Source organism: Ensifer sp. Root558 (assembly GCF_001427045.1).
Lineage (GTDB): Bacteria > Pseudomonadota > Alphaproteobacteria > Rhizobiales > Rhizobiaceae > Ensifer > Ensifer adhaerens.
On the sequence record NZ_LMGC01000036.1, the window covers coordinates 261,658 to 285,959 of the forward strand.

Below are 24,302 nucleotides of genomic sequence, written 5' to 3' on the forward strand. Positions count from 1 at the left end.
ATGGATGCGCTTCTCGTCGTCAACGCCGGCTCGTCGAGCTTGAAGTTCCAGGTTTTCGGGATCACGGATCAAGGGCTCGAACGCCAGATCAAGGGCCAGATCGGTGGCATCGGCACGCGTCCCCGCCTGCAGGCGAAAGCGGCCGACGGCACCATTCTGATCGACAAGAGCTATGATGCCGACGTCGTTGGCGATCTGCCGGCGGCGATCGCGGCGGCACGCGACTGGTTGCTGACGCTCGAAGGCTTCACCTTACGGGCGGTCGGCCACCGCGTAGTACATGGTGGCCCCGATTATGCGGCGCCGGTGCTGATCGATGCGAACGTCCTTGATCGCCTCGCGAGCTACCAGGATCTGGCACCGCTGCACCAGCCCAACAATCTTGCTCCGATCCGTCAGGCGATGGCGATCAACCCGGATGTACCGCAGGTCGCCTGTTTCGATACCGCCTTCCATCATGGCCACCCGGAAGAGGTGAACTGCTACGCCATGCCGCGCAGCTTCTATGAGGATGGTGTGCGGCGCTACGGCTTCCACGGCCTTTCCTATGAGTACATTTCAGAGCGTCTGCGGGATGTGGCGCCTGCGGTCGCAGGTGGTCGCGTCATCGTCGCCCATCTCGGCAGCGGCGCCTCTATGTGCGCCTTGCGCGATGGTCACAGCATCGAGAGCACCATGGGCTTCACCGCGCTCGACGGCCTGCCGATGGGAACGCGGCCCGGTCAGCTTGATCCAGGCGTCGTGCTCTATCTGATCCTGCAGCGCGGCATGAGTGCCCAGGCCGTTTCCGACCTGCTCTACCACGAGGCCGGCCTCAAGGGGCTCTCCGGCGTGTCGAACGACATGCGCGACCTGCTTGCAAGCGCAGACGCCCATGCCAAGCTCGCGATCGACCACTTCGTCTATCGCGCAGGGCTCAATGTCGGGATGCTTGCAGCCGCGCTCCGTGGCGTCGACGCCTTGGTTTTCACGGCGGGCGTCGGGGAGAACTCCGCACAGATCCGCGCCCGCATCGCCGAGAACATCGCCTGGCTCGGGGCCGAACTCGACCCAGCCGCCAACGAGGCCGGCGCGACGCTGATTTCGACGCCTTCGAGCCGCGTTGCGCTTTACGTCATCCCGACCGACGAGGAACTGATGATCGCCCGCCACACGCTTGCACTGCTTAAAACCCGCGCAGCCTGATCCATCGGAGACAATTGATGTCCATTCCTGTCGCAAAGGCCAAACTTCTGGACGGCCGCAAGGGCCTGATCGTCGGCATTGCCAACGATCGATCGATCGCCTGGGGCTGCGCCCGTGCCTTCCGCGCCTTCGGGGCGGAGGTGGCGGTCACCTATCTGAACGACAAGGCGAAACCTCACGTCGAACCCCTGGCGCGTGAAATCGAAGCGCCGATCTTCCTCCCGCTCGACGTGGCCGTGCCAGGGCAAATGGAAGCGGTGTTCGAGGAGATCGAGAAGACCTGGGGTGAACTCGACTTTGTCGTCCATTCGATCGCCTTTTCGCCGAAGGATACGCTCGGCGGCCGCGTCGTCGATGTCCCGCGCGAGGGCTTCCTCAAGACTATGGACATTTCCTGCTGGTCCTTCATCCGCATGGCGCATCTCGCCGAGCCGCTGATGAAGAACGGCGGCACGCTCTTCACCATGACCTATCATGGCTCACAGGTGGTGGTGGAAAACTACAACATCATGGGTGTCGCCAAGGCCGCACTCGAAAGTGCCGTCCGATACCTCGCCTCCGAACTCGGCCCGAAGGGGATCCGCGTGCACGCCATTTCGCCTGGCGCGCTGGCGACGCGCGCCGCTTCCGGCATTCCGGAATTCGACGCGCTGCTCGAAAAGACCAAGGTCAAATCGCCGAGCCGCGAGCTGATTGACATCGACGACGTCGGCGCGGCCACCGCCTTCCTTGCGCATGACGCCGCCCGCCTGATCACGGGCCAGGTGCTTTATGTCGACGGCGGCTACCACATCATCGACTAACCGCCGGGTCTCCGCATGGGTCAGATATTGCCCATGCAGAGATACTTCATCTCGAGATAGTCTTCGAGCCCGTGGCGGGAGCCTTCGCGGCCGATGCCCGATTGCTTGATGCCGCCGAAGGGCGCGGCTTCGGAGGACATGCGGCCGGTGTTGATGCCGACCATCCCGTATTCCAGTGCTTCCGCCACATGCCAGACGCGCTTCAGATTTTCGGCGTAGAAATAGGCAGCAAGACCGTAGATCGTGTCGTTGGCTTCGGCGATCACCTGCTCGGCGGTCTCGAAGCGGATGATCGGGGCGATCGGACCGAAGGTCTCTTCCTGGGCGACGCGCATGTCTGTCGAAATGCCTGTTAGCACCGTCGGCTCGAAGAAGGTGCCAGACGTGCCGATCCGGTGGCCGCCGGCGCGCACCTTGGCACCCTTCGAAACGGCGTCGGCGACATGGGCCTCGATCTTTTCGATCGCGTGCTTGTCGATCATCGGTCCGATGGTGATATCAGGCGTGAAACCGTCGCCGACAGTCAGCTCGGCGACGCGCCTGACGAACTTTTCGGCAAAGGCGTCGTGCACGCCCGCTTGCACATAGATGCGGTTGGCCGAGACGCAGGTCTGGCCGGCATTGCGGAACTTCGCCTGGACAGCGCCATCCACCGCCTCGTCGATGTCGGCGTCGTCAAAGACGATGAAGGGGGCGTTGCCGCCAAGCTCCAGGCTGACCTTCTTGATCTGGTCGGAGCATTGCCGCATCAAAAGCCGACCGACCTCGGTCGATCCGGTGAAGCTGATCTTGCGCACCTTCGGGTTGCTGCAAAGTTCGCGGCCAATTGCAGCGCCTTCTGCGGCATAGAGCAGGTTGACGACACCGGTCGGGAAGCCTGCCTTTTCGGCGAGCAAGAACATCGCGCCGGCAACGAGCGGTGTCTGTTCGGCGGGTTTCAGCACGATGGTGCAGCCGGCGGCTAGCGCCGGCGAGATCTTGCGGGCGACCATCGAGGCCGGGAAATTCCATGGCGTGATCGTGCCGACGACGCCGACGGGCTGCTTGATCACAAGCATGCGGCGGTCGTTGGCCGGGGCGGGGAAGGTTTCGCCATAGATGCGTTTCGCCTCTTCCGCATACCACTCGACATAGGCCGCGGCATGCAGCACTTCACCCTTCGATTCGCCGATCGGTTTCCCCATCTCGGCCGTCAGGATGGCTGCAAGGTCGTCGGCATGCGCGACGATCAGGTCGTACCAGCGGCGAAGCACGGCACTGCGGTCTTTGGCAGGCTTTGCCGCCCAGAGAACTTGCGCCTTGGCCGCAGCTTCGATTGCCGCATGGGCTTCGTCGATGCCCATATCCGGCAGCGTCGCCAGCTTTTCGCCGGTCGATGGATTGAAGACGTCGAAGGTTGCGCCAGCCCAATTCTTGCCGGCCGCGGGGATGGAATGAAGCGAAGCGAACAGGTCGGCGTCGCGCAAGTGCTTGGTCAAGGCGGGGGTCAAGGTCATGGCGGGCATCCTCCGGCGATGGCCTGCCGCGAGACGGCAGGCCCGCTTTTGCTTGTTCTTGCGGGTGCCGATCAATCCCGGCACCCGAGCATTGCGCGTCTGAATTGGCGCGCAGCACCTACAGCGCCGCGCATCCCTCAGGATGCGCGAAGGCCGCCATAGCACTTTGAATTGCTGCATAATTTTGCCCTCAAGTCGATCCTGAATTGAGGAATTATGCACCGGGCAACCCGCGTTGCTGGTCGCCCGGTCGAGGATCAAGCACGCGCTGCGAGGATCGACGCTTCGAGAATGTCGAGCGCTTCGGCGAACACTTCGTCCTGGATGGTGATCGGCGCCAGGAAGCGGATGACGTTGCCGTGCACACCGCAGGTAAGCAGGATCAGGCCCTTTTCCAGAGCGATCAGGCGCACCTTGTTGGCAAAGTCAGCGCTCGGCAGGTTGGTCTTCACGTCGTTGAACTCGACGGCGTTCATGAAGCCGGGGCCGCGGATGTCGGCGATTTCGGGCGCCTGCTCGCGGATTGCGGCAAGCCGCTGCTTCAGCCGGCCGCCAAGCTGCTCGGCGCGCTCGCAGAGCTTCTCCTCAGCGATAACGTCAAGGACGGCGTGCGCTGCGGCGATGCCGAGTGGGTTGCCGCCATAGGTGCCGCCAAGGCCGCCCGGCGCTGGAGCATCCATGACTTCGGCGCGGCCGGTAACGGCGGCAAGCGGGAAGCCGCCGGCAAGGCTTTTCGCCATGGTGATGAGATCGGGCGCGACATCATGGTGGTCCATGGCAAACATCTTGCCGGTACGGGCAAAGCCGGTCTGAACTTCGTCGGCGATCAAGAGAATGCCGTGCTGGTCGCAAATTTCGCGCAGCGCCTTCATGAAGGCGGCAGGCGCCGGATAGAAGCCGCCTTCGCCCTGCACGGGCTCGAGAATGATCGCGGCGACGCGACCCGGATCGACGTCGGCGGCAAAGAGCTTCTTCAGCGCAGCGAGCGACTGTTCGGTGGTGACGCCGTGCAATTCGATCGGGAAGGGGGCGTGGAAGACGTCGCCCGGCATCGCGCCGAAGCCGACCTTATAGGGAACGACCTTGCCGGTGAGCGCCATGCCCATGAAGGTCCGGCCGTGGAAGCCGCCACTGAAGGCGATAACCGCCTGACGGCCTGTCGAGGCGCGGGCGATCTTGACGGCGTTTTCCACGGCTTCGGCGCCGGTGGTCACGAAGATGGTCTTCTTGGCGAAGTCGCCGGGCGTCAGTGCATTGAGGCGCTCGGCGAGATGCACGTAGGATTCGTAGGGAACGACCTGGTGGCAGGTGTGGGTGAAGCGATCGATCTGCGCCTTGACCGCCTCGATCACCTTCGGGTGGCGATGGCCGGTATTGACGACCGCGATGCCGGAGGCGAAGTCGATGTAGCGATTGCCTTCCTTGTCCCAGATTTCCGAATTTTCCGCGCGGTCGGCGTAGATCTGGGTGGTCATGCCGACGCCGCGCGAGATGGCGGCGTTCTTGCGGTCGGGGAGGCTGGTCATGGCGCGTTCCTGTCGTCTGGAGTTAATATATTGCATTTTTTCTGCAAGTTTATTGTGGAAGTGGTACACCTTTCACTGTCGATTGCAAATCAAATTTGGTGATCGAGACACCACGGTTGCTGATGCGCCGTTCTTGTCAGATCTCGATCGCGGCGGCTAAGGTTGCGGACACGCCGGAATTGCAAGGATTCGGGCAGCGCCGCTGGGCGGTAAAGGGAAATTGGAATGGGCGCAGTGCGCTACAAGGTCGCTGAAGCGGCGCGACTGGCGGGGGTTTCCGCCTCGACGCTGAGGCTATGGGAGACGCAAGGTCTCGTCGTGCCCGAGCGCTCGCCGACGGGGCATCGGCAGTATACCGAGAACGATCTTGCCCGATTGAAGCGCATCTCCTGGTTCCGGGCCGAGCGTGGTCTCAATCCGGCTGCGATCCGTGAGGCGCTGGACGCCGAAGCAGCTGCGGACGACCAGCCCCCATCGGCGACGAGCGACGGGCCTGAAAACCAGATCGGGCGCAAGCTACGCAGCCTCAGGCACGCCGCCGGCAAGACGCTGGAGCAGGTCGCCGGCGAGATCGGCATCGCCGCCTCGGTGCTCTCGACGCTGGAGCGCACGTCGCAGGGCGTCTCGGTCGCTGTGCTGCACAACATCGCGGAATTCTTCGGAACCACCGTTTCCAGCCTTGCTGGTGAAGAGGAGGCGGATACGCGCGCCGTCGTTCGGGCCGGCGAATGGCGGACATGGCCGCGCACGACCCCCGGCGTCACGGTGCAACTGCTTGCCGATGGCCGCAACCAGATGGATTGCCACCGCTTCGTGCTGGAGCCGGGCGCGTCCAGCGAAGGCGCCTACGGGCACGAGGGCGAGGAGTTCGTCTATGTGCTTTCCGGCCGCGTCGAGTTCATTCTCGACAGCGACCAGTTCTACGATCTCGGTGTCGGCGACTCGCTCTATTTCGAGAGCAAGAGGCGACACGCCTGGACGAACCGGCATGACGGCGAAACCGTGCTGCTCTGGGTCAACACGCCGCCGACGTTCTAATCGTCGGCCGATCACGCGGCATTCCCAATTGAAACGAAATCGGCGCGCGGTGCGAATAGAACCGCGCGCCGATTGGTGTTGTGAGCCTAGGCAAGCCGTCTGCTCCCCGATCCGGTGGCCCGGAGCGGGGAGGGATTGTCGGATCAGCCAGCCGCGTAGCGCTTTGCCATTTCCGGCAGGCGCAGCGTGCGGATCTTCGAGGCCTTGCCAGCGGTGCGGAAGGCTTCGAAGCGCTCCTTGCAGACTTCGGTCATCAGCGCGGTTGCCGGCTTCAGGTAGGTGCGCGGGTCGAAGTTTTCCGGGTTCTCGGCGAAGTTCTTGCGGATCGTGCCGGTCATGGCGAGGCGCAGGTCAGTGTCGATGTTGACCTTGCGAACGCCGAGCGGGATCGCCTTCTGGATTTCCGAGACCGGAACGCCCCAGGTCGGCTTCATCTTGCCGCCATAGGTGTTGAAGAGATCCTGCAGATCCTTCGGCACCGACGACGAGCCGTGCATGACGAGGTGGGTGTTCGGCAGCTTCTTGTTGATCTTGGCGATCGTTTCGATCGACAGGATGTCGCCATCGGGCTCGCGGGTGAACTTGTAGGCGCCGTGGCTGGTGCCGATGGCGACGGCCAGTGCGTCGACGCCGGTCTTGGTGACGAAGTCGAGCGCCTGCTCCGGATCGGTCAGCAGTTCTTCACGCGACAGCTTGCCTTCGAAGCCGTGGCCGTCTTCCTTGTCGCCGGCGCCAGTTTCGAGGTTGCCGAGGCAGCCGAGTTCGCCTTCAACCGAAACGCCGGCCGCATGCGCGATCTTCACGACTTCTGCGGTGACGGCGACATTGTATTCATAGCTGGCAACGGTCTTGCCGTCCTTCTCCAGCGAGCCGTCCATCATGACGGAGGTGAAGCCGTTGGTGATGGCCGAAATGCAGGTCGACGGCTGGTCACCGTGGTCGAGGTGCAAACAGACCGGGATATGCGGGTATTCTTCCGCCGCGCCAAGGATGAGGTGGCGCAGGAACGCGTCACCGGCGTAGGAGCGGGCGCCACGGCTTGCCTGAAGGATGACCGGACTGTCGGTCGCATCGGCGGCGCGCATGACGGCCTGAATGTATTCCAGATTGTTCACATTGAACGCCGGCAGCGCGTAGTCGTTCTCCGCCGCATGGTCGAGCAGTTGCCGCAATGTGATCAATGCCATTCGCTATCTCCCTTTGGATACTCGGTGCAACCTATGCGGCGCACCACAAAAACAATCCGGCCGTTGAACCGCACGAAATGCATCGATGGCAAAGTCGATGGCCGGCTTTTTCGTGCGGCGTGACGGCGCGCGCGAATTGGTCGCGCCCACCGAAGTCAGGCGCACAATAGTTCATCGAAGTGGTTTGACAACCGGGCAAAAGGCAGGTTGCCAGAGGTCGAAACTCGCTTCAATCGATTTTACTGTGGACTGGATGCAACACCTTCAGTCTGAAGTGTTTTCACTTTCTGGTGGTGCCTGAGAGGAGGGGGAGTCAAGGGCAGTGGATGCAACCATTGGGCGCTGATTTTGTCTGTTACACCATCGTGGTGGATGCCCTCTCGGAAACAGTCTGTCGACAGGAGGTGAACGTCCCGCAAGAAGATTGCGGCAACGCCCCTCTTTCTTTGCGCAGATTACGTAAACTGCCGCTAAAATTCACAAACTTTGCATCGCGGATGATTCGAGGCCCAATCCGGCCGACAAAAAGCGCGGACCTAAAACGTTGCAGTAGATTTCGCAAAAATGCCCTGTTCACGTCATATGCCCGTCGCAAAGGCGACGAAAAGAATCGCAAACAAAATACAACCTATGGGATAGGTCGATTCCCCTCCTATAGATAAAGATGCAGACAGCCGCAGAATCCGCCTTGCGTTCGCGAACGATTTGCACTTCTCTCCTGCGATCACAAACCCAAAACAAGGGGAAGGAGAGAAACAAAATGGCATCACTGAAACTCAACCTCCGCGCTGCCGCGCTGATTGGCTCGCTGCTCATCGGAGCAAGCCCGGCACTTGCCGAAGCTGTCCTGCATCGCGGCAACGCAGGTGAGCCGCAGACGCTCGACCAGCACCACACCTCGATCAACATTGAAGCGTTCATCCTCAAGGACCTCTACGAAGGCCTGACGATCTATGACGCCTCTGCCAAGATCGTCCCCGGTGTTGCTGAGACGTGGGAGCTTTCGGACGATGGCACGGTCTACACCTTCAAGCTGCGCGCCGATGCAAAGTGGTCGGACGGTTCGCCGGTAACGGCTGAAGACTTCGTCTTCTCCTTCCGCCGCGTCGAAGATCCGAAGACGGCTGCCGGCTACGCCAACATTCTCTTCCCGATCAAGAACGCCGAAAAGGTAAACAAGGGCGACCTGCCGACCGATCAGCTCGGCATCAAGGCGATCGACGAAAAGACCGTCGAAATCACGCTCGAGCGTCCGACCCCGTTCTTCCTGGAGCTGCTCGCACACCAGACGGCACTTCCGGTCAGCAAGGCCAGCGTCGAAAAGAACGGCGCGGACTTCGTCAAGCCGGGCGTCATGGTATCGAACGGCGCCTTCACGCTGCAGGCCCACGTTCCGAACGACAGCCTGACCGTCGTCAAGAACGCCAACTACTGGGATGCGGCCAACGTCAAGCTCGACAAGGTCATCTTCTACCCGATCGACGACCAGGCTGCTTCGGTTCGTCGTTTCGAAGCCAAGGAAATGGACCTCGTCTACAACTTCTCGGCTGACCAGATCGACCGTCTGCGCACGTCCTATGGCGAGCAGGTCCATGTCTCGCCGTCGCTTGCGACTTATTACTACGCCTTCGACACCCGCCAGGAGCCCTATAGCGACGTTCGCGTCCGCCAGGCTCTCTCCATGGCCGTCGACCGCGACTTCCTCGCCAAGGAAATCTACGCCGGTTCGCAGCTCCCCGCCTATTCGATGGTTCCTCCGGGCATCGAGAGCTACGGTGAGCCGTCCAAGGCCGAGTTCGGCACGCTGTCGCAGCTCGACCGCGAAGACAAGGCCATCGCCCTGATGAAGGAAGCTGGCTACGGCGAAGGTGGCAAGCCGCTCGACATCGAGCTGCGCTACAACACCAACCCGAACCACGAGCGCGTCGCAACGGCTGTCGCCGACATGTGGAAGAACACCTTCGGCGCCAAGGTGTCGCTGGTGAACCTCGACGTGTCCTCGCACTACGCCTACCTGCAGGAAGGCGGCAAGTTCAACGTTGCCCGCGCCGGCTGGCAGGCTGACTACGCGGATGCCGAGAACTTCCTGGCGCTCAGCGTCGGCTCCAACAAGACCTTCAACTACGGCCATTTCGAAAACGCCGAGTTCGACGGCCTGATGAAGAAGTCCTACGACGAGCAGGATCCGGCCGCTCGCTCGAAGCTGATGCATGAAGCCGAAGCGCTGCTGATGAAGGAACAGCCGATCGCTCCGCTTCTGACCCAGGCCGACCTGTGGCTGGTTGCCAGCCGCGTCAAGGGCTGGGCGGACAATGCTCCGAACGAGCACCTCAGCAAGTTCCTGAGCATCGCCGAATAACGAACAGAGACGACGCGCGGTCATAAGGTCGCGCGTCGCCTCCGGAGCACGTCCATGATTTCCTTCATCCTTCGCCGATTGGCGAGTGCGGTGCCGACCTTGTTTATCGTCGTCACCATTTCGTTTTTCTTGATGCGGTTCGCCCCTGGTGGCCCCTTCAACCTCGAGCGTCCTCTTCCGCCACAAACGATGGCGAACCTGATGAAGACGTACCAGCTCGACCAGCCTCTTTGGCGCCAATACACGCACTATCTCAGCAATGCGGTGACCGGCGACTTCGGCCCGAGCTACGTCTACAAGGACAACAACGTCGCTGAACTGATCGGCAAGGGTCTGCCCTATTCGATGGAACTCGGCTTCTACGCGTTGCTTATTGCGCTGATCGGCGGCGTCACCGCCGGAACGATTGCCGCGCTTCGGCAAAACAGCGTCCTCGATTTCACCATCATGTCGTTTTCGACGATAGGGGTCACCGTGCCCAACTTCGTCGTCGGCCCGGTGCTGACACTGGTCTTTGCGATCGTGCTCGCATGGCTGCCGGCCGGTGGTTGGGGGGATGGATCGCTGCGCTTCCTGATCCTGCCGATGATCGCGCTGGCATTGCCGCAGCTTGCAGTTTTTGCGCGGCTCACGCGCGGCTCGATGATCGAGGCGCTGCATACCGACCATATCCGAACAGCCAAGGCCTATGGCCTGCCATCGCGAACGGTCGTCGTTACCCATGCGATGCGTGGTGCGATGCTGCCGGTCGTGTCCTATCTCGCGCCCTGTGCTGCGGCCCTTCTTACCGGCTCGGCCGTCGTTGAGACGATCTTCACCATCCCGGGCGTCGGTCGCTACTTCGTCCTTGGCGCCATCAACCGTGACTACACGCTGGTGATGGGCACAGTTATCCTCGTTGCCATCTTCGTCATCGTTTTCAATCTCCTGGTCGACATTCTCTACGGCCTGCTCGATCCGAGGGTTCGCCATGACTGATATCGCCCAGACCCCGGCGGCGACGCCGGAAACAAAGGGGCGCAGCCTCTTCCAGCTCGCCGCCATGCGTTTCAAGCGCAACCGCGCCGCCATGGCCGGCTGCTTCATGCTGGCGCTTATCGCGCTGTTCTCGTTCCTCGGCCCGTTCTTCGTCCCGCACACCTATGATCAGGTGTTTCCGTCCTACGTCTCGATCAGCCCGAGCCTGGAGCCGCGTCCAGATACGTCGACGCTTCAGGACGTGATGGAAGGCGTCGCCACACGGGCACGCGTCACGCTCAAGGAGTTCAATCTCGAGGGTGAAACCTTCACCGCGACGATTACCTCCGAACAGCCGATCGATTCCCGTGCCACGCGCTACTTCGACCGCGCCAACGAATTCCGTGACACCCAGGTGGTGGCAACGGAAAACGACGGTAAGACGCTGAAGGTGACCGGTCAGGTCGACCGGGAATACTTCCCCTTCGGCACGGATTCCAACGGCCGCGACCTCCTGGTTCGCGTCATGCTCGGCGGCCAGATCTCGATCGCCGTCGGCCTGCTTGCGAGCCTCGTGTCTCTCGGGATCGGCGTCGTCTACGGCGCGACATCGGGCTACATCGGCGGTCGCGTCGACAACGTCATGATGCGTCTGGTTGAGATCATGTATTCTCTGCCCTTCGTGTTTCTGGTCGTCGTTCTCGTCGTGTTCTTCGGGCGCTCGTTCATCCTGATCTTCCTGGTGATCGGGGCAGTGGAATGGCTCGACATGGCCCGTATCGTGCGCGGTCAGACATTGGCATTGAAACGTCGAGAATTCGTCGGCGCCGCGCAGGCGCTCGGTCTCACGGATTGGCAGATCATCCGCCGGCACATCATCCCCAACACGATTGGCCCGGTCATCGTTTTCGTGACCGTCGTCGTGCCCAAGGTGATCCTGCTCGAGAGCTTCCTCTCCTTCCTCGGCCTCGGCGTTCAGGCGCCGCTGACGAGCTGGGGGGCGCTGATCTCGGAAGGCGCAAACAACATCCAGTCGGCGCCATGGCTTCTGATTTTCCCGGCCATCTTCTTCGTCCTGACGCTGTTCTCGCTGAACTTCGTCGGCGACGGCCTGCGCGACGCGCTCGACCCGAAGGATCGCTGACATGGCAGATACCAAGGAAACCATCCTGGCCGTTCGCGGTCTCAAGGTGAACTTCTCGACGCCTGACGGCACGGTCGAAGCGGTCAAGGGCATCGATCTCGATGTGCGCACCGGCGAAACGCTCGCGGTCGTCGGCGAGTCCGGCTCCGGCAAGAGTCAGACGATGATGGGCATCATGGGTCTGCTTGCCAAGAACGGCACCGTGACCGGCTCGGCAACCTACCGCGGGCAGGAGCTCGTCGGACTGCCGGCTAAGGCCTTGAACCAGGTCCGCGGCGCGAAGGTCACCATGATCTTCCAGGAGCCGATGACCTCGCTCGATCCGCTCTATCCGGTCGGTCGCCAGATCGCCGAGCCGATCGTTCACCACCGCGGCGGCACGTTCAAGCAGGCGCGGGCGCGCGTGCTCGAACTGCTGGAGCTCGTCGGCATTCCGGAACCGGCACGCCGCATCGACAGCTATCCGCACGAGCTATCGGGCGGCCAGCGCCAGCGCGTGATGATCGCGATGGCACTTGCGAACGACCCGGATCTGCTGATTGCGGACGAGCCGACGACGGCGCTCGACGTGACGATCCAGGCGCAAATCCTCGATCTCCTGAAATCGCTGCAGAAGCGATTCGGCATGGCGATCGTGCTGATCACCCACGACCTCGGCATCGTCAAACACTTCGCCGACCGTGTCGCCGTGATGCGTCGCGGCGAAGTGGTTGAAAAGGGCACGACGGCCGACATCTTCGAACGGCCGCAGGCCGACTATACGAAGATGCTGCTTGCCGCCGAACCGAGCGGCCGCAAGGCGTCTCCGCCCGACAGTGCGCCGATCATTCTTGAAGGTCGCGACGTCTGCGTCGACTACCAGATCGGTGGCGGCCTCTTCCGCGGCGGCAAGTCCGTCTTCCGTGCGGTAGACAGCGTCAATCTGCGCCTGAAGGAAGGGCAGACGATCGGTGTCGTCGGCGAGTCCGGTTCGGGCAAGTCGACGCTCGGCCGCGCGCTTCTTCGGCTCCTGCCGAGCAGCGGCCACTACCGCTTCGGCACGACGGATATCTCCGGCTTCGACCGCGGGCAGATGCGGCCGTTGCGGCGCACCCTGCAGCTCGTCTTCCAGGATCCCTACGGCTCGCTTTCGCCACGGCGCACCGTCGGCGAAATCATCACCGAAGGCCTGCACGTGCACGAGCCCGAGCTCACCCGCGCCGACCGCGACCGCCGGGCGTCGGAAGCGTTGAAGGAAGTGGGCCTCGATCCCGCCTCCCGCAACCGCTACCCGCACGAGTTCTCGGGCGGCCAGCGCCAGCGCATCGCCATTGCTCGTGCCATGATCCTGAAGCCCAAGGTCGTCATCCTCGATGAGCCGACGTCGGCGCTCGACCGTTCGGTCCAGGGGCAGGTGATCGAGCTGTTGCGCGACCTGCAGCGCTCACACGGGCTCTCCTACATCTTCATCAGCCACGACCTTTCGGTGGTGAAGGCGATGTCGGACTATGTGATCGTCATGAAGAACGGCAAGATTGTTGAGGAAGGCGAGACCGATGCGATCTTCGAGGCGCCGAAGCAGCCCTATACCAAGACGCTGATCGGCGCTGCCTTCAACGTTTGAGCAGGCACAGGCCTTCAAAATTTGGCGGGGACGCGAGCGATCGCGTCCCCGTTTCCGTTCTCGGGCTCGGAAACGTCAGGTCTCGTTCTCTGCGGAGAAATCGGAAGCGACGAGTTTCTTGTCGAGCCCGAACTTCTGCATCTTTTCGTAGAGCGTCTTCCGCGAGATGCCGAGGGTCTCGTAGACCGGCTTCAGCGCGCCGCCATGGGCGGCGATTGCGCTGGCGATGAGGCCTTTTTCATAGGCCGCCACCTTGTCGGCGAGGCGGTTGCCGTTTTCCGATCGCGCGCTGTCGTCGGGAGCCGCATCGAGCCCGAGCACCAGCCGCTCGGCGGCATTGCGCAACTCGCGCACGTTGCCCGGCCAGTCGCGCTCGGCGATTTCGGCCAGCATCGATTGGGAGATCTCCACCTCATCCCGGCCGTAGCGAGCGGCCGACTCCCTGACCAGTTGCAGAAAGAGCAGCGGAATGTCGGCGCGCCGCTGGGCAAGCGAGGGGACGCGGAGCGTCGCGACGTTGAGGCGATAGAGGAGGTCCGCCCGGAAGCGCCCGGCGGCGACTTCCTTTTCGAGATCGACCTTGCTGGTGGCGATGAAACGGACGTCGAGCGGGACCTGCTCGTTCGATCCGAGCCGGGTGATGACGCGTTCCTGCAGCACCCGCAGAAACTTTGCCTGGAGGTCGAAGGGCATCGAGCCAATCTCGTCGAGCAGGATCGTACCGCCGCGACCATGTTCGAACTTGCCGTAGCGTGGACGGATGGCGCCGGGAAAGGCGCCGGGCTCGTGGCCGAAGAGCTCGCTTTCGATCAGGTTTTCGGGCAGTGCGGCGCAGTTGATGGCGATGAACGGGCTGTTGGCGCGGGTGCTCAGATCATGCAGCGTGCGGGCCAGCACCTCCTTGCCGACGCCGGTATCGCCGATGATCAAGGTATCGGCATCGGCCGCGCCGAGCGCGCGGATGCGGTAGCGCAGATCGACCATGACCTGGCTTCGACCGGGCAGCCGCTGTTCGATGTCGTCGCGTTTGCCGGCAACCGCCTTCAGCCGGCGGTTTTCAAGAACGAGCGCGCGCCAGTCCAGTGCCCGGCGGATCGTGCCGGCGAGCATCTGCGCTGCGAAGGGTTTCTCGACGAAGTCATAGGCGCCTTCGCGCATGGCCCGGACCGCGAGTTGCACATCGCCATGGCCGGTGACGAGGATGACCGGTACCTCCGCATCGATTTCGCGGATGCGCTGCAGGAGGGTCATGCCGTCCATGCCCGGCATGCGGATATCGCTGATCACCACGCCAGGAAAACTGTAGCTGATGAATTCGAGCGCGTGTTCGGCGGCCGAGAAGGCATCGACGCGGAAACCGGCCAACTCCAGCGCCTGGGCGCTCGAATGGCGCACATCCTCTTCGTCATCGACGAGCAGGATCCGGCTCTCGATCATTCGGCGGCCTCCCGGGCATTGCTGTTTTCGGCAGCGAGTTCGATGCGGAACTCGGCGCCGCCTTCCGCGAGGTTAGTCGCGACAAGGCTTCCGCCGAAATCCTTGATAATGTTATAGGAAATCGAAAGGCCAAGGCCCAGTCCCTTGCCGACGCCCTTTGTGGAAAAGAACGGGTCGAAGATACGTTCGGCAATCGCCGGCGCAATGCCGGGGCCGCGGTCGCTGACGGTCAGCACGACTTTGCCGTCTTCCTGCTTCGCACGCAGGCGGATGGTGCGGTCGTCAAGGCCCTCGACGGCATCGGCGGCATTGGAAATGATGTTGACGAGCACCTGCTGCAGGCGGACCGAGCCGGCCCGGACGACGAGCGGTTCGTTGCCGAGATCGATGTCGATGGTCGCCGCCGCCGCCTTCAGCCGAACCGACACGATCTCCATCGTGTCGCGCACCACTTCCTCGACCGGGACCGGCCCGAGTTTCTCGTTCGGTTTGCGGGCGAAATTGCGCAGGTGCTTGCTGATCGCCGCCATCCGGTCGACAAGCCCGGAGATGCGGCGGATATTGTCCGTCGCCTCGTCGGACCGACCCCGCTCGATCAGCAGTGCGGCGCTGTCAGCATAGGTCTTGGCGGCGGCGAGCGGCTGGTTGAATTCGTGCGAGAGGGCGGCGGACATCTGCCCGAGCCCTGCCAGTTTTCCGGCCTGGATCAGATCGGCCTGCGTCCGTCGCAGTTGCTTCTCCGTCAGCCGCCGTTCGGCGATCTCTTCCTCGATCTGGCCGTTGACGCGGGCAAGGTCAGCGGTGCGTTCGTCTACGCGGCGTTCCAGCTCGGCCTGTGCTTCCGCCTGCATCGACAGGCGCTCGTTGAGCCGCGCGCGCCGCTGGAGAATGATGGCGACGCCGAGACCGGCAAGGCAGAGCAGAAGCAGAGCGGCGATAACAGTCGTCAGCGCCTGTGTTCGCACCGACGCGGTGTCGACCAGCACATTCACCGTCCAGTCGGCGTCGGGCATCCGCTGCGAAAGCATCAGGTATTCGCGGCTCGAGTTTTCGGCCGAGACGGTGAGGAAATGACGGTCGGACGAAACGCGCTCCGACACGGGAAGGGCATGTACGGTCGCATCGGCGTAGCGCCTGGAGGCCTCGGTTCGTGCAAGCCGGTCCGACGTCAGCGGCAGGATCGACGCGTAGCGCCATTCCGGATCGCCGGACATGAAGACGATGCCTTCCGGGTCGGAGACGAAGATCTTGTACTCGCCGCCCTGCCAGGACGCTTCGATGCGCTCGACATCGACCTTGAACACCATGACGCCGCGGATCTCGTTGCCGACCCGGATCGGGGAGCCGAAAAAGTAGCCGCGTTTCAACGACGTGGTTCCGAGTGCATAGAACCGCGATTGCTCGCCGCGAAGCGCTTCCTGGAAATAGGGCCGGTAGCTGAAATTCTGCCCAACGAAGCTCGTCGGCCCGTCATAGTTGCTGGCGGCGATGGTGTTGCCATCCGGCGTGATCACGTAGATGTCCGAGGACTGCAACAGGCCGTTGATGTCCTTGAGGTAGCTGTCGACGGCCTCCCGCAGTCGCCGGTCCCGTGGGCGGGTGACGAGCTCGCGGACATCGTCATGATCCGCGATCAGTGCCGGCAACGCCTGGTAGCGGTTGAGGTGGCCGTCGAGCGCGGTGACGGCGAGGCGCAGCGCCGTGGTCGCCTGAGCACCTGCCTCGCGCAAATAGCTGTCGGTCGTGACCGCATAGCCTTTCCATGCCAGCATGGTTGCAAGCAGCGGCAACAGCAGGAACGCAAGGACCAAGCGATGTTTCACAGATATGCGCGCCCCTCCTCGCGTCGTTGCAGCAAATGCCGCCCGCCGATCTTAAGCATCGGGGCGAGGGCTCACAAGTCGCCGCTGCAACTCGCTTCTGTTGACGAGTTTTAGGCGTCGTCAATGATCTGTTGACAATGCGTTTGGTTGCGGCCGTCTTTCGCCGAGAAGCGGATAGGCGCATCTAAGACCCAACGGAGCGCCCGGTGGCGCCGGAGAGAAAGGATCACGGCAATGCTCAATCAGATCAAGGGTCTGCATCACGTCACCTCGATGGCGGACGATGCGCGCGAGAACAACCTGTTCTTCACCAAGTCGCTCGGCCTGCGCCGTGTCAAGAAGACGGTCAACTTCGACTCGCCGGATGTCTACCACCTCTATTACGGCGACGAAGCCGGCACGCCTGGTACCGTCATGACCTATTTCCCGTTCCCGCAGATGCCGCGTGGCCGCGCCGGTACTGGCGAAGTCGGAACCACCGTCTTCTCCGTGCCCGAAGGTTCGCTCGGTTTCTGGAAAGAGCGGCTGGCGACGCTCGGCGCCACCGGTCTCAAGGATGAAGAAACCTTCGGTGAAAAGCGCCTGAACTTTGCCGGTCCTGATGGTGACGGCTTTGCGCTTGTCGAGGTCAGGGACGATGGGCGCACGCCCTGGACGGAAGGCGGCATTTCCGCTGATCATGCGATCCGCGGGTTCCATTCGGCAGCACTGCGCCTGCGTGACGAAGGTGCGACGGCGGAACTTCTGAAGTTCATGGGCTACGAAGAACTTGACCGCAAGGATGGTGTAACTCGTCTAATCGTGCCCGGCGGCAACGATGCCCGCGTCATCGACCTCGAAACGATGCCGAATATCGGCCGCGCCTCGCAAGGGGCAGGCTCGGTGCACCACATCGCCTTCGCGGTCGATAACCGCGAAAAGCAACTCGAGGTGCGCAAGGCACTGATGGACACGGGCTATCAGGTGACGCCGGTCATCGACCGCGATTACTTCTGGGCGATCTATTTCCGCACGCCGGGCGGCGTCCTGTTCGAGATCGCGACAAACGAGCCTGGCTTCGACCGGGACGAGGACCTCGCCCATCTCGGCGAGGCGCTGAAGCTGCCGCAGCAGCACAAGCACCTGCGCCCGATCCTCGAAAGTCACCTGCAGAAGATCGACTAAGACGCCAAGAAGGCTCGCCGCGGCGGCGAGCCTTCGCTACCCGATCTTGCACAGGTCGGTTCACAGTTTCGTCGAAACCGTGAAGTCAACGCTTTGAAATCAGGCAGGTTCGCACGAGGCTTCGACCCGTCGGAGGCCTGCCCCAGGAGACAAAAATGGTAGATCATGGCTATGTTCACAAGCTGAAGGCCGGAAAGCCCGGCCAGCCGATTTTCTTCGTGTTCCACGGGACCGGCGGTGACGAGAACCAGTTCTTCACTTTCGCATCCGAGTTGCTGCCCGACGCGACGATCGTTTCGCCACGAGGCGACGTTTCGGAATTTGGCGCCGCACGCTTCTTCAAGCGCACCGGCGAGGGTGTCTACGATATGGCCGACCTTGCTCGCGCCACCGAAAAGATGACGGGCTTCGTCAAGGCGCTGGCTACGGAGCATCAGGCTTCTCAGGTGATCGGCCTTGGTTATTCCAACGGCGCAAACATCCTTGCCAACGTGCTGATCGAAGGTGGTGTTTTCGACAAGGCGGTGCTGATGCATCCCTTGATCCCGTTCCGCCCGAAGGACAATGCGGGGCTGAAGGAGCGTAGCGTCCTGATCACCGCCGGCGAGCGTGACCCCATCTGCCCGGCGCCGCTGACCCAGGCGCTCGCGGACTATTTCCAGGGGCAGGGCGCGGCAACCGAGATCGAGTGGCATTCGGGCGGGCACGACATCCGCCAGAATGAAATCGCGGCGATCGCGCGCTTCCTGAAGGATTGATCACTCCAGCCGGCGACGGAAGAGCCAGGAGGCGGCCGAGAGGGTGACGATGGCGATCAGAAACAATGGGATCGTCTGTCGCGCCACCTCGACCGCCGGAATGTCCTTGAGGAACACGCCCTTCACGATCACGAGGAAGTAGCGCAGCGGATTGACATAGGTGATCGGCTGCAGCCAGGAGGGCATGTTCTCGATCGGCGTGGCGAAACCCGAAAGCAGCATCGCCGGCACCATGAACAGGAACGCGCCGAGGATCGCCTGCTGCTGCGTCATCGACAGGGCAGAAATGAACAGGCCGAGGCCGACGACGGAGGCGAGGTAGAACACCGCGCTGCCGTAGAGCAAAAGCAGCGAGCCGCGCAGCGGCACGCCGAAGATGAAGACGGCCGCCAGGATGTAAATGCTGATGTGGAAGAGGCCGATCATTATCGGCGGGATCAGCTTGCCGATCAGGATCTCGTGGGTTCGAAGCGGCGAGACCATCAGTTGATCGAAAGTGCCGAGCTCCCGTTCGCGCGCGATCGATAGCGCCGTGACAATAAGACCGATCAACAATGCGATGCTGGCGACGAGGTTCGGAACCATGAACCACTGGTAGGTAAGGTTTGGATTGAACCAGTTGCGGGCAACGACGGTGACCGCCCCCGATGCCACGCGCTTGCCGGCGGGCGTCTCGGCGGCAAGCGCGCCGACGATACGGCCGAGATAACCGGAGACGATCTGCGACGCATTGGAGCGGCGGCCGTCGAGGATGACCTGCACCTCCGCCGGCCGGCCGGCCTCGATATCGCGCGAGAAGGTGGGGCCGATTTCGATCGCCGCAATGACCTGCTGGGTGTCGATCGCCAGGCGTACCTCCTGCTGACTGTCGGTGAAGCGGATGCTTCGGAAGGTTGGCGAGCCGTCGATCCCCTCGATCAGATCCTGGCTCCAGTGGCCGTTGTCGCGGTTCAGCACCAGCACGTCGACATTCGTGACCTCCAGCGTCGCAGCGTAGGAGAACACCAGAAGCTGCAGGATCGGCGGTACGATCAGCACGGTGCGCCCCTTGGGGTCGCTCAGCACCGCCAGCAACTCCTTGACGATCAGGGCCTTCAGTCTCGTCCACCACATGTCAGCCGATCCTCTTGCGGGTACTGCGGGCGGCGAGCGCGAAGAACACGCTGCCGATCAGGAGCATGGCGGCAATGGACTTGCCGAACATCGGCCAGATGTCGCCAGCCAGAAACACCGTCTGCAGGCTCGGGATCAGATAGCGCGCCGGCACGATAAAGGTGATCCACTGGATGACCGTCGGCATCGAATTGATCTCGAAGAGAAATCCCGAAAGCAGAAAGGCCGGAAGAAACGCCGAAATCAGCGCGAGCTGCGAGGCGAGGAATTGGTTCTTGGTCGCCGCCGAAATCAACAGGCCCTGACCGAGCGCCGGCATCAGGAAAGTCGCTGACAGCGCGTAGAGCGCTGCGACCGAACCGCGAAAAGGAACGCCGAAGAGGAAGACGGCAAGGAGGACGCAGAGCGTCATCGAGGTGAGCCCGAGAATAAAATAGGGCAGCAGCTTGCCGGCAAGGAGTTCGGCTGCCGAAACCGGCGTCGCCATCATCGCCTCCATCGTGCCGCGCTCCCATTCACGTGCAACGACGAGCGAGGTGAGCAGCGTCCCGACCAGCGTCATGACGATGGCGATCGAGCCCGGCACCAGGAAGTTCCGGCTGGTCAGCTCCGGGTTGAACCAGAAGCGCTGCTCGGCCGAGATCGCCGGCGGCCGGCCGGCGCTGTCGCTCAACCGCTGGCGCTCCCAATTGGCTACGGTCGCCTGCGCATAGTTCTGGACGAAGTTCGCGGTGTTGGGATCGGAGCCGTCGACGAGCACCTGCAAGGCGGGGTGCCGACCGGCCGAGTAGTCGGCCACGAAGCTCTTGGGGATTACAACGATGCCGCGGACCCGGCCAAGCACTAAGTCTTCCTCGAACTCGCGGCGGTCCCGACCGACCGCCACCGTGAAATAACGCGAGGCCTGAAATCCCGCAGCGAGATCGCGCGTCAGCGGGGCCTCTTCTTCGACGACGAGGCCGATGCGGGTCTGCGTCGTGTCGAGCGAAACACCATAGCCGAAGAGAAACAACAGGATCATCGGCAGCACGAAGGCGATCAGGATGCTGCTCGGGTCGCGAACGATCTGATAGCTTTCCTTGCGCACCAACGCGGCAAAGCGTCTGGCTCTCGTGGCCCGGCCCTCGGTCGTTGCGGCGCGCGCGCTCATGCGGCCTCCTTCTCCTCCGAGCCTTGAACCAGAGCGATGAAGGCATCCTCCATGGTCGGGTCCGGAAGGTCGGGGCTGGCGACCTGCGCCTTCAATTCGTCTGGTGAGCCGAGCGCGATCGACCGGCCGCGATAAATCAGCGAAATGCGGTCGCAATATTCGGCTTCGTCCATGAAGTGGGTGGTGACGAGTACGGTGACGCCCTTTTCGACAAGGCCGTTGATGTGGGTCCAAAATTCGCGCCGGGTGATGGGGTCGACGCCGGAGGTCGGTTCGTCGAGAAACAGCGCTTCCGGTTCGTGCAATACGGCGCAGGCGAGTGCCAGACGCTGCTTGAGGCCGAGCGGCAGATCTTTCGCCGACATGTCGAGCAGGCGGGCGAAGCCGAAGATTTCCGTCATCAACTGGATGCGTTCGCGTTTGCGCGCGCCGGCAAGACCGTAGACGCCCGCAAAGAAGCTGAGGTTCTGGCCGACGCTCAAATCGCCGTAGAGCGAGAATTTTTGCGCCATGTAGCCCAGCCGGTTGCGTGCTTCCGCTGCGTCTCGCCGTAGATCGAAACCGGCGACGCGGCCTTCGCCGGCTGTGGGCTTCAACAGCCCGCACAGCATCTTGAAGGTCGTGGATTTGCCGGCGCCGTTCGGGCCTAAGAGCCCGAAGATCTGACCGCGCGGTATGTCGAAGGTGATCGCATCCGCGGCGGTGAAATCGCCGAATCGTTTCGTCAGTCCGCGCGCTTCGATGACCGGGCGTTCGCCGTCGGTCGGGAAGGGGGTCTGGGTTTCCGCGAGCTTGGAGCGGCCACCGGGACCGCCGCCGAGCATGTCGATGAACGCATCCTCGAAACGCGGCGTGGTCGTCGCCACGCCCGATGCGGACGAATGTCCCTCCGGGGTTGGCGGTTTGGTCCCTGGCTTCATGACCAGGCGGATCGCTTCGCCCTGGATGACCCCGTCGACGACATCGTCGTCGTCGAGATAGCTTGCGAGCTTCTGGCGCCGCCCATGGGGAATGCCGGAAACCTTGAAGACGCGATCGGCGACCCTGGCGGTCAATTCGGCGGGACTGCCCGTGAACAGGAGCTTGCCTTCGTTCAAGAGCAGAACGCTGTCGCAGGCCTCCGCCTCGTCCAGATAGGCCGTCGACCAGACGACGCCGATGCCTTCCTTCGTCAGGTTTTCGACCATCTTCCAGAGATCTCGGCGCGAGATCGGGTCGACGCCGACGCCCGGTTCGTCGAGGAGAAGCAGCCTCGGCTTGCGCAGCAGGGCGCAGGCAAGGCCAAGCTTCTGCTTCATGCCGCCGGAGAGCTTGCCGGCAAGGCGGCTAGTGAAACGCTTGAGGTCGGTAAATTCGAGCAGTTCGTCGAAGGTCGCTGTGCGCTCGCCAAGCGGCAGGCCGCGCAGATCGGCGTAGAGATTGAGGTTTTCCTGAACGGAAAGGTCCTCATAGAGGCCGAAGCGTTGCGGCATGTAGCCGATGGCCGCCTGGATATCGGCAGCATTCGCCACCGTATCGAAACCGAGAACCTCGACCTTGCCTTCGTCCGGCACCATCAGCCCGGTCATCAGGCGGATCAGCGTGGTCTTTCCGGCGCCATCCGGGCCGACGAGCCCGGTGATCCGCCCGCCCAAGATTTCGCCAGCGATATGGTCGAGCGCCGGCGGGGCATCGCCGAAGCGCTTGACCACATCCGCGATGCGAACGAACGGCACCTCGTCGCTCATTGCGCGGCTCCAGCCTTTTCCGGCAGATGCACGGTCACGGGCATGCCCTGCCGGAGATCGGGGCCCGGCTTGTCGACCACGATGCGCAGGCGATAAACGAGATCGGTGCGCAGTTCCGGCGTTTCCACCGACTTGGGCGTGAATTCGGCGACCGGTGAAATGAACCCGACCGTCGCCTTGTAGCGGTGGTCCGGGGCGCTGTCGGACGTGACCTCGACGGCCATGCCGGGATGCACCCGGCCAAGGTCCGGTTCCGCCACATAGGCGCGCACCCAGACGGGTTCGTTCAGCGAGACGACGTAGACGGTGTCGGAAGGCGCGACGATGGCACCAGCCTCGCGCACCCGTGACAGGACCGTGCCGGCGCTCGGCGCGAACAATTGGGTATCGGCAAGCGAGGTGCGGGCGCTTTCGAGCTTGGCTTCGGCGGCGAGCACCTGCGCCTGGGCGGCGTCAATATCCTCGATCCGGCTTCCCTCTTCGATGAGCGCCAGGGCCTCGCGGGCGGAGGTGGCGCGCGCTGCGGCTGCCGCCCTGTTGGCGTTCGCCTCGTCGAGATTGGCCTGGGAGATGGTGCCGTTCGGGCGCAATTGCCGGGCGCGTTCATAAGCGAGATTGGCGTTTTCGAGATCGGCCAGACGTTCCTCATGGGTCGCGCGCGCCTGGGCGATCTCGGTCGGGCGTGCCCCCGCCCTCAGCTTTGCAAGGTTGGCCCTGAGCGCACCGAGATCGGCCTGCGCCGCGGCGACCGCCTGCTCGAACGGGGCGGCGTCCAGCGTCGCCAGAACGTCCCCGGGCTTGACCACGTCTCCTTCGTCGACGCCAAGGCTTGCGATTCGGCCGCTGACGCGGAAGCCGAGTGAAACCTGCCGAATGTCGACATTGCCGTAGAGCACCGAGGTCTGCTCCGTGCCGATCCAGCCGAGCCGCTGCGGCACGTCGAACCACCAGGCACTGGCCGCGGCTCCGGCAAGCAATACAAGGGCTACTGCCGGCTTGTTCATGACCGGTCCTCCCGCTTGCTTCCAATGGTCGCGACCAGCTCGGCAGCATGTCGGCGCAAGAGGTCGAGCTCGTCAGGACCGACCGCCTGCCATTTCATCTGCCGAAGCACGGCTGCGTGGGCCATGCGGAAGACCAGGATGCTGCCGACGAAGGACAGGGTTTTCAGCCGGACCTGTTCCGATTGAGGAGGCTCGCCAAGGATGGTGGCAACCAGCCTGGCGGCCATGCCGATCATCGGGCCCATGACGTTGGAATAGACGCGCTCAAAGGCTTCCGTCGGCTCCATCTGTTCGCGGATGATGAAGCGCGCCCAGCTTTCGGACTGGCGGCTCACAAAGAGGGCGACCATGTGCTGCGCCAGCTGGGTGAGCATGTCGCGGGCTTCCTGGGGTTCCAACGGCTGGCCTTGGCTGTCGAGGTGGGCAAGGCGAGCAAGAACCGCGTTTCGAAGGTCTGCGACGTGGTCGATGATGATCGAGGCAAGGTGCTCCGCAGCGGCGATATGGAGGCCTTCCTTGCCGCCAAAGTAATAGGGGATTGCCTGGAGGTTCACGCCTGCCGTTTCGGCGAGCATGCGAGTGGTTGCGCCGTCAAAGCCGTAGCGGCCAAAGACGTCGATGGAACTGGTCAGCAGTTTCTCGCGGGTGACATCTCCGCGGTCCTGCTTGGTCGGACGGGGCGAGGTTTCTTTTTTCATGACATACTGAAATTAGATCATTCCATTGATTAAGTCAATCGAATGAATTTACGTGACGGATGACGACATGCCTTGCATCGATGAGGTCGTGTTGCAGAATGCAAGTCGCACAAAGGCGCACAGCGGTTTT

Annotated in this window: 19 protein-coding genes; 9 read left to right on the forward strand and 10 right to left on the reverse strand. The window is 62.8% G+C overall.

The features are described 5' to 3' along the window. The gene (locus ASD63_RS30705) at positions 1-1,185 is read left to right on the forward strand and encodes an acetate kinase (RefSeq protein ID WP_060530323.1); all 1,185 of its coding nucleotides are present in this window, start codon (positions 1-3) and stop codon (positions 1,183-1,185) included. A 17-nt stretch (positions 1,186-1,202) separates the two neighbouring features. Continuing rightward, complete coding sequence (gene fabI / locus ASD63_RS30710) at positions 1,203-1,988, forward strand: enoyl-ACP reductase FabI (RefSeq protein WP_034799607.1); 786 nt, start codon at positions 1,203-1,205, stop codon at positions 1,986-1,988. A 20-nt stretch (positions 1,989-2,008) separates the two neighbouring features. Here fabI and ASD63_RS30715 read toward each other — a convergent pair whose 3' ends face one another. Together ASD63_RS30715 and ASD63_RS30720 are read right to left on the reverse strand one after the other, a co-directional pair. Further along, positions 2,009-3,484, reverse strand: coding sequence for an NAD-dependent succinate-semialdehyde dehydrogenase (locus ASD63_RS30715; RefSeq protein ID WP_060530324.1), 1,476 nt, complete (start codon positions 3,482-3,484; stop codon positions 2,009-2,011). A 257-nt stretch (positions 3,485-3,741) separates the two neighbouring features. Beyond that, positions 3,742-5,010, reverse strand: coding sequence for a 4-aminobutyrate--2-oxoglutarate transaminase (locus tag ASD63_RS30720; protein ID WP_034799611.1), 1,269 nt, complete (start codon positions 5,008-5,010; stop codon positions 3,742-3,744). A gap of 225 nt (positions 5,011-5,235) precedes the next feature. Here ASD63_RS30720 and ASD63_RS30725 point away from each other — a divergent pair, with 225 nt between their 5' ends. Next, positions 5,236-6,048, forward strand: coding sequence for a MerR family transcriptional regulator (locus ASD63_RS30725; RefSeq protein WP_034799613.1), 813 nt, complete (start codon positions 5,236-5,238; stop codon positions 6,046-6,048). 143 nt (positions 6,049-6,191) lie between these two features. On the opposite strand, the gene fba is transcribed toward ASD63_RS30725, so the two are convergent. After that, positions 6,192-7,235, reverse strand: a complete 1,044-nt coding sequence (gene fba / locus ASD63_RS30730; RefSeq protein ID WP_034799614.1) for a class II fructose-bisphosphate aldolase — start codon at positions 7,233-7,235, stop codon at positions 6,192-6,194. Positions 7,236-7,995: 760 nt separating this feature from the next. Between fba and ASD63_RS30735 the strand changes: the two genes are divergently transcribed. Genes ASD63_RS30735 through ASD63_RS30750 form a run of 4 tightly spaced genes read left to right on the forward strand, consistent with a single transcriptional unit; the run spans position 7,996 to position 13,298 of the window. Further along, a complete protein-coding gene (locus ASD63_RS30735; RefSeq protein WP_034799615.1) occupies positions 7,996-9,594 on the forward strand; it encodes a peptide ABC transporter substrate-binding protein in 1,599 nt (532 codons plus the stop codon). Between the two features lie 54 nt (positions 9,595-9,648). Further along, positions 9,649-10,572 (forward strand): oligopeptide ABC transporter permease OppB, encoded by a 924-nt coding sequence (gene oppB, locus ASD63_RS30740; protein ID WP_034799616.1) that lies wholly within the window; start codon positions 9,649-9,651, stop codon positions 10,570-10,572. Then, complete coding sequence (locus ASD63_RS30745; protein WP_034799617.1) at positions 10,565-11,695, forward strand: ABC transporter permease subunit; 1,131 nt, start codon at positions 10,565-10,567, stop codon at positions 11,693-11,695. The genes oppB and ASD63_RS30745 overlap by 8 nt, the downstream gene beginning before the upstream one ends. Position 11,696: 1 nt before the next feature. After that, a complete protein-coding gene (locus tag ASD63_RS30750) occupies positions 11,697-13,298 on the forward strand; it encodes an ABC transporter ATP-binding protein (RefSeq protein WP_060530325.1) in 1,602 nt (533 codons plus the stop codon). A gap of 75 nt (positions 13,299-13,373) precedes the next feature. Here ASD63_RS30750 and ASD63_RS30755 read toward each other — a convergent pair whose 3' ends face one another. Both ASD63_RS30755 and ASD63_RS30760 read right to left on the reverse strand, forming a co-directional pair. Then, complete coding sequence (locus tag ASD63_RS30755; protein WP_034799619.1) at positions 13,374-14,735, reverse strand: sigma-54 dependent transcriptional regulator; 1,362 nt, start codon at positions 14,733-14,735, stop codon at positions 13,374-13,376. Beyond that, positions 14,732-16,558 (reverse strand): sensor histidine kinase, encoded by a 1,827-nt coding sequence (locus tag ASD63_RS30760; protein ID WP_060530326.1) that lies wholly within the window; start codon positions 16,556-16,558, stop codon positions 14,732-14,734. Before ASD63_RS30760 ends, ASD63_RS30755 begins: the two co-directional genes overlap by 4 nt. A gap of 234 nt (positions 16,559-16,792) precedes the next feature. Between ASD63_RS30760 and ASD63_RS30765 the strand changes: the two genes are divergently transcribed. Together ASD63_RS30765 and ASD63_RS30770 are read left to right on the forward strand one after the other, a co-directional pair. Next, positions 16,793-17,722, forward strand: coding sequence for a VOC family protein (locus tag ASD63_RS30765; RefSeq protein ID WP_034799621.1), 930 nt, complete (start codon positions 16,793-16,795; stop codon positions 17,720-17,722). A gap of 155 nt (positions 17,723-17,877) precedes the next feature. Then, on the forward strand, positions 17,878-18,480 hold the full coding sequence (locus tag ASD63_RS30770; protein ID WP_034799622.1) for an alpha/beta hydrolase: 603 nt from the start codon (positions 17,878-17,880) through the stop codon (positions 18,478-18,480). Here ASD63_RS30770 and ASD63_RS30775 read toward each other — a convergent pair whose 3' ends face one another. Genes ASD63_RS30775 through ASD63_RS30795 form a run of 5 tightly spaced genes read right to left on the reverse strand, consistent with a single transcriptional unit; the run spans position 18,481 to position 24,172 of the window. After that, positions 18,481-19,593, reverse strand: a complete 1,113-nt coding sequence (locus ASD63_RS30775; RefSeq protein WP_034799623.1) for an ABC transporter permease — start codon at positions 19,591-19,593, stop codon at positions 18,481-18,483. A gap of 1 nt (position 19,594) precedes the next feature. Then, the gene (locus ASD63_RS30780; RefSeq protein ID WP_034799624.1) at positions 19,595-20,743 is read right to left on the reverse strand and encodes an ABC transporter permease; all 1,149 of its coding nucleotides are present in this window, start codon (positions 20,741-20,743) and stop codon (positions 19,595-19,597) included. Then, on the reverse strand, positions 20,740-22,470 hold the full coding sequence (locus tag ASD63_RS30785) for an ATP-binding cassette domain-containing protein (RefSeq protein ID WP_034799625.1): 1,731 nt from the start codon (positions 22,468-22,470) through the stop codon (positions 20,740-20,742). Before ASD63_RS30785 ends, ASD63_RS30780 begins: the two co-directional genes overlap by 4 nt. Beyond that, positions 22,467-23,474, reverse strand: a complete 1,008-nt coding sequence (gene hlyD, locus ASD63_RS30790; protein WP_034799626.1) for a secretion protein HlyD — start codon at positions 23,472-23,474, stop codon at positions 22,467-22,469. Before hlyD ends, ASD63_RS30785 begins: the two co-directional genes overlap by 4 nt. After that, a complete protein-coding gene (locus ASD63_RS30795; RefSeq protein WP_060530327.1) occupies positions 23,471-24,172 on the reverse strand; it encodes a CerR family C-terminal domain-containing protein in 702 nt (233 codons plus the stop codon). Before ASD63_RS30795 ends, hlyD begins: the two co-directional genes overlap by 4 nt. Positions 24,173-24,302 lie beyond the last annotated feature (130 nt).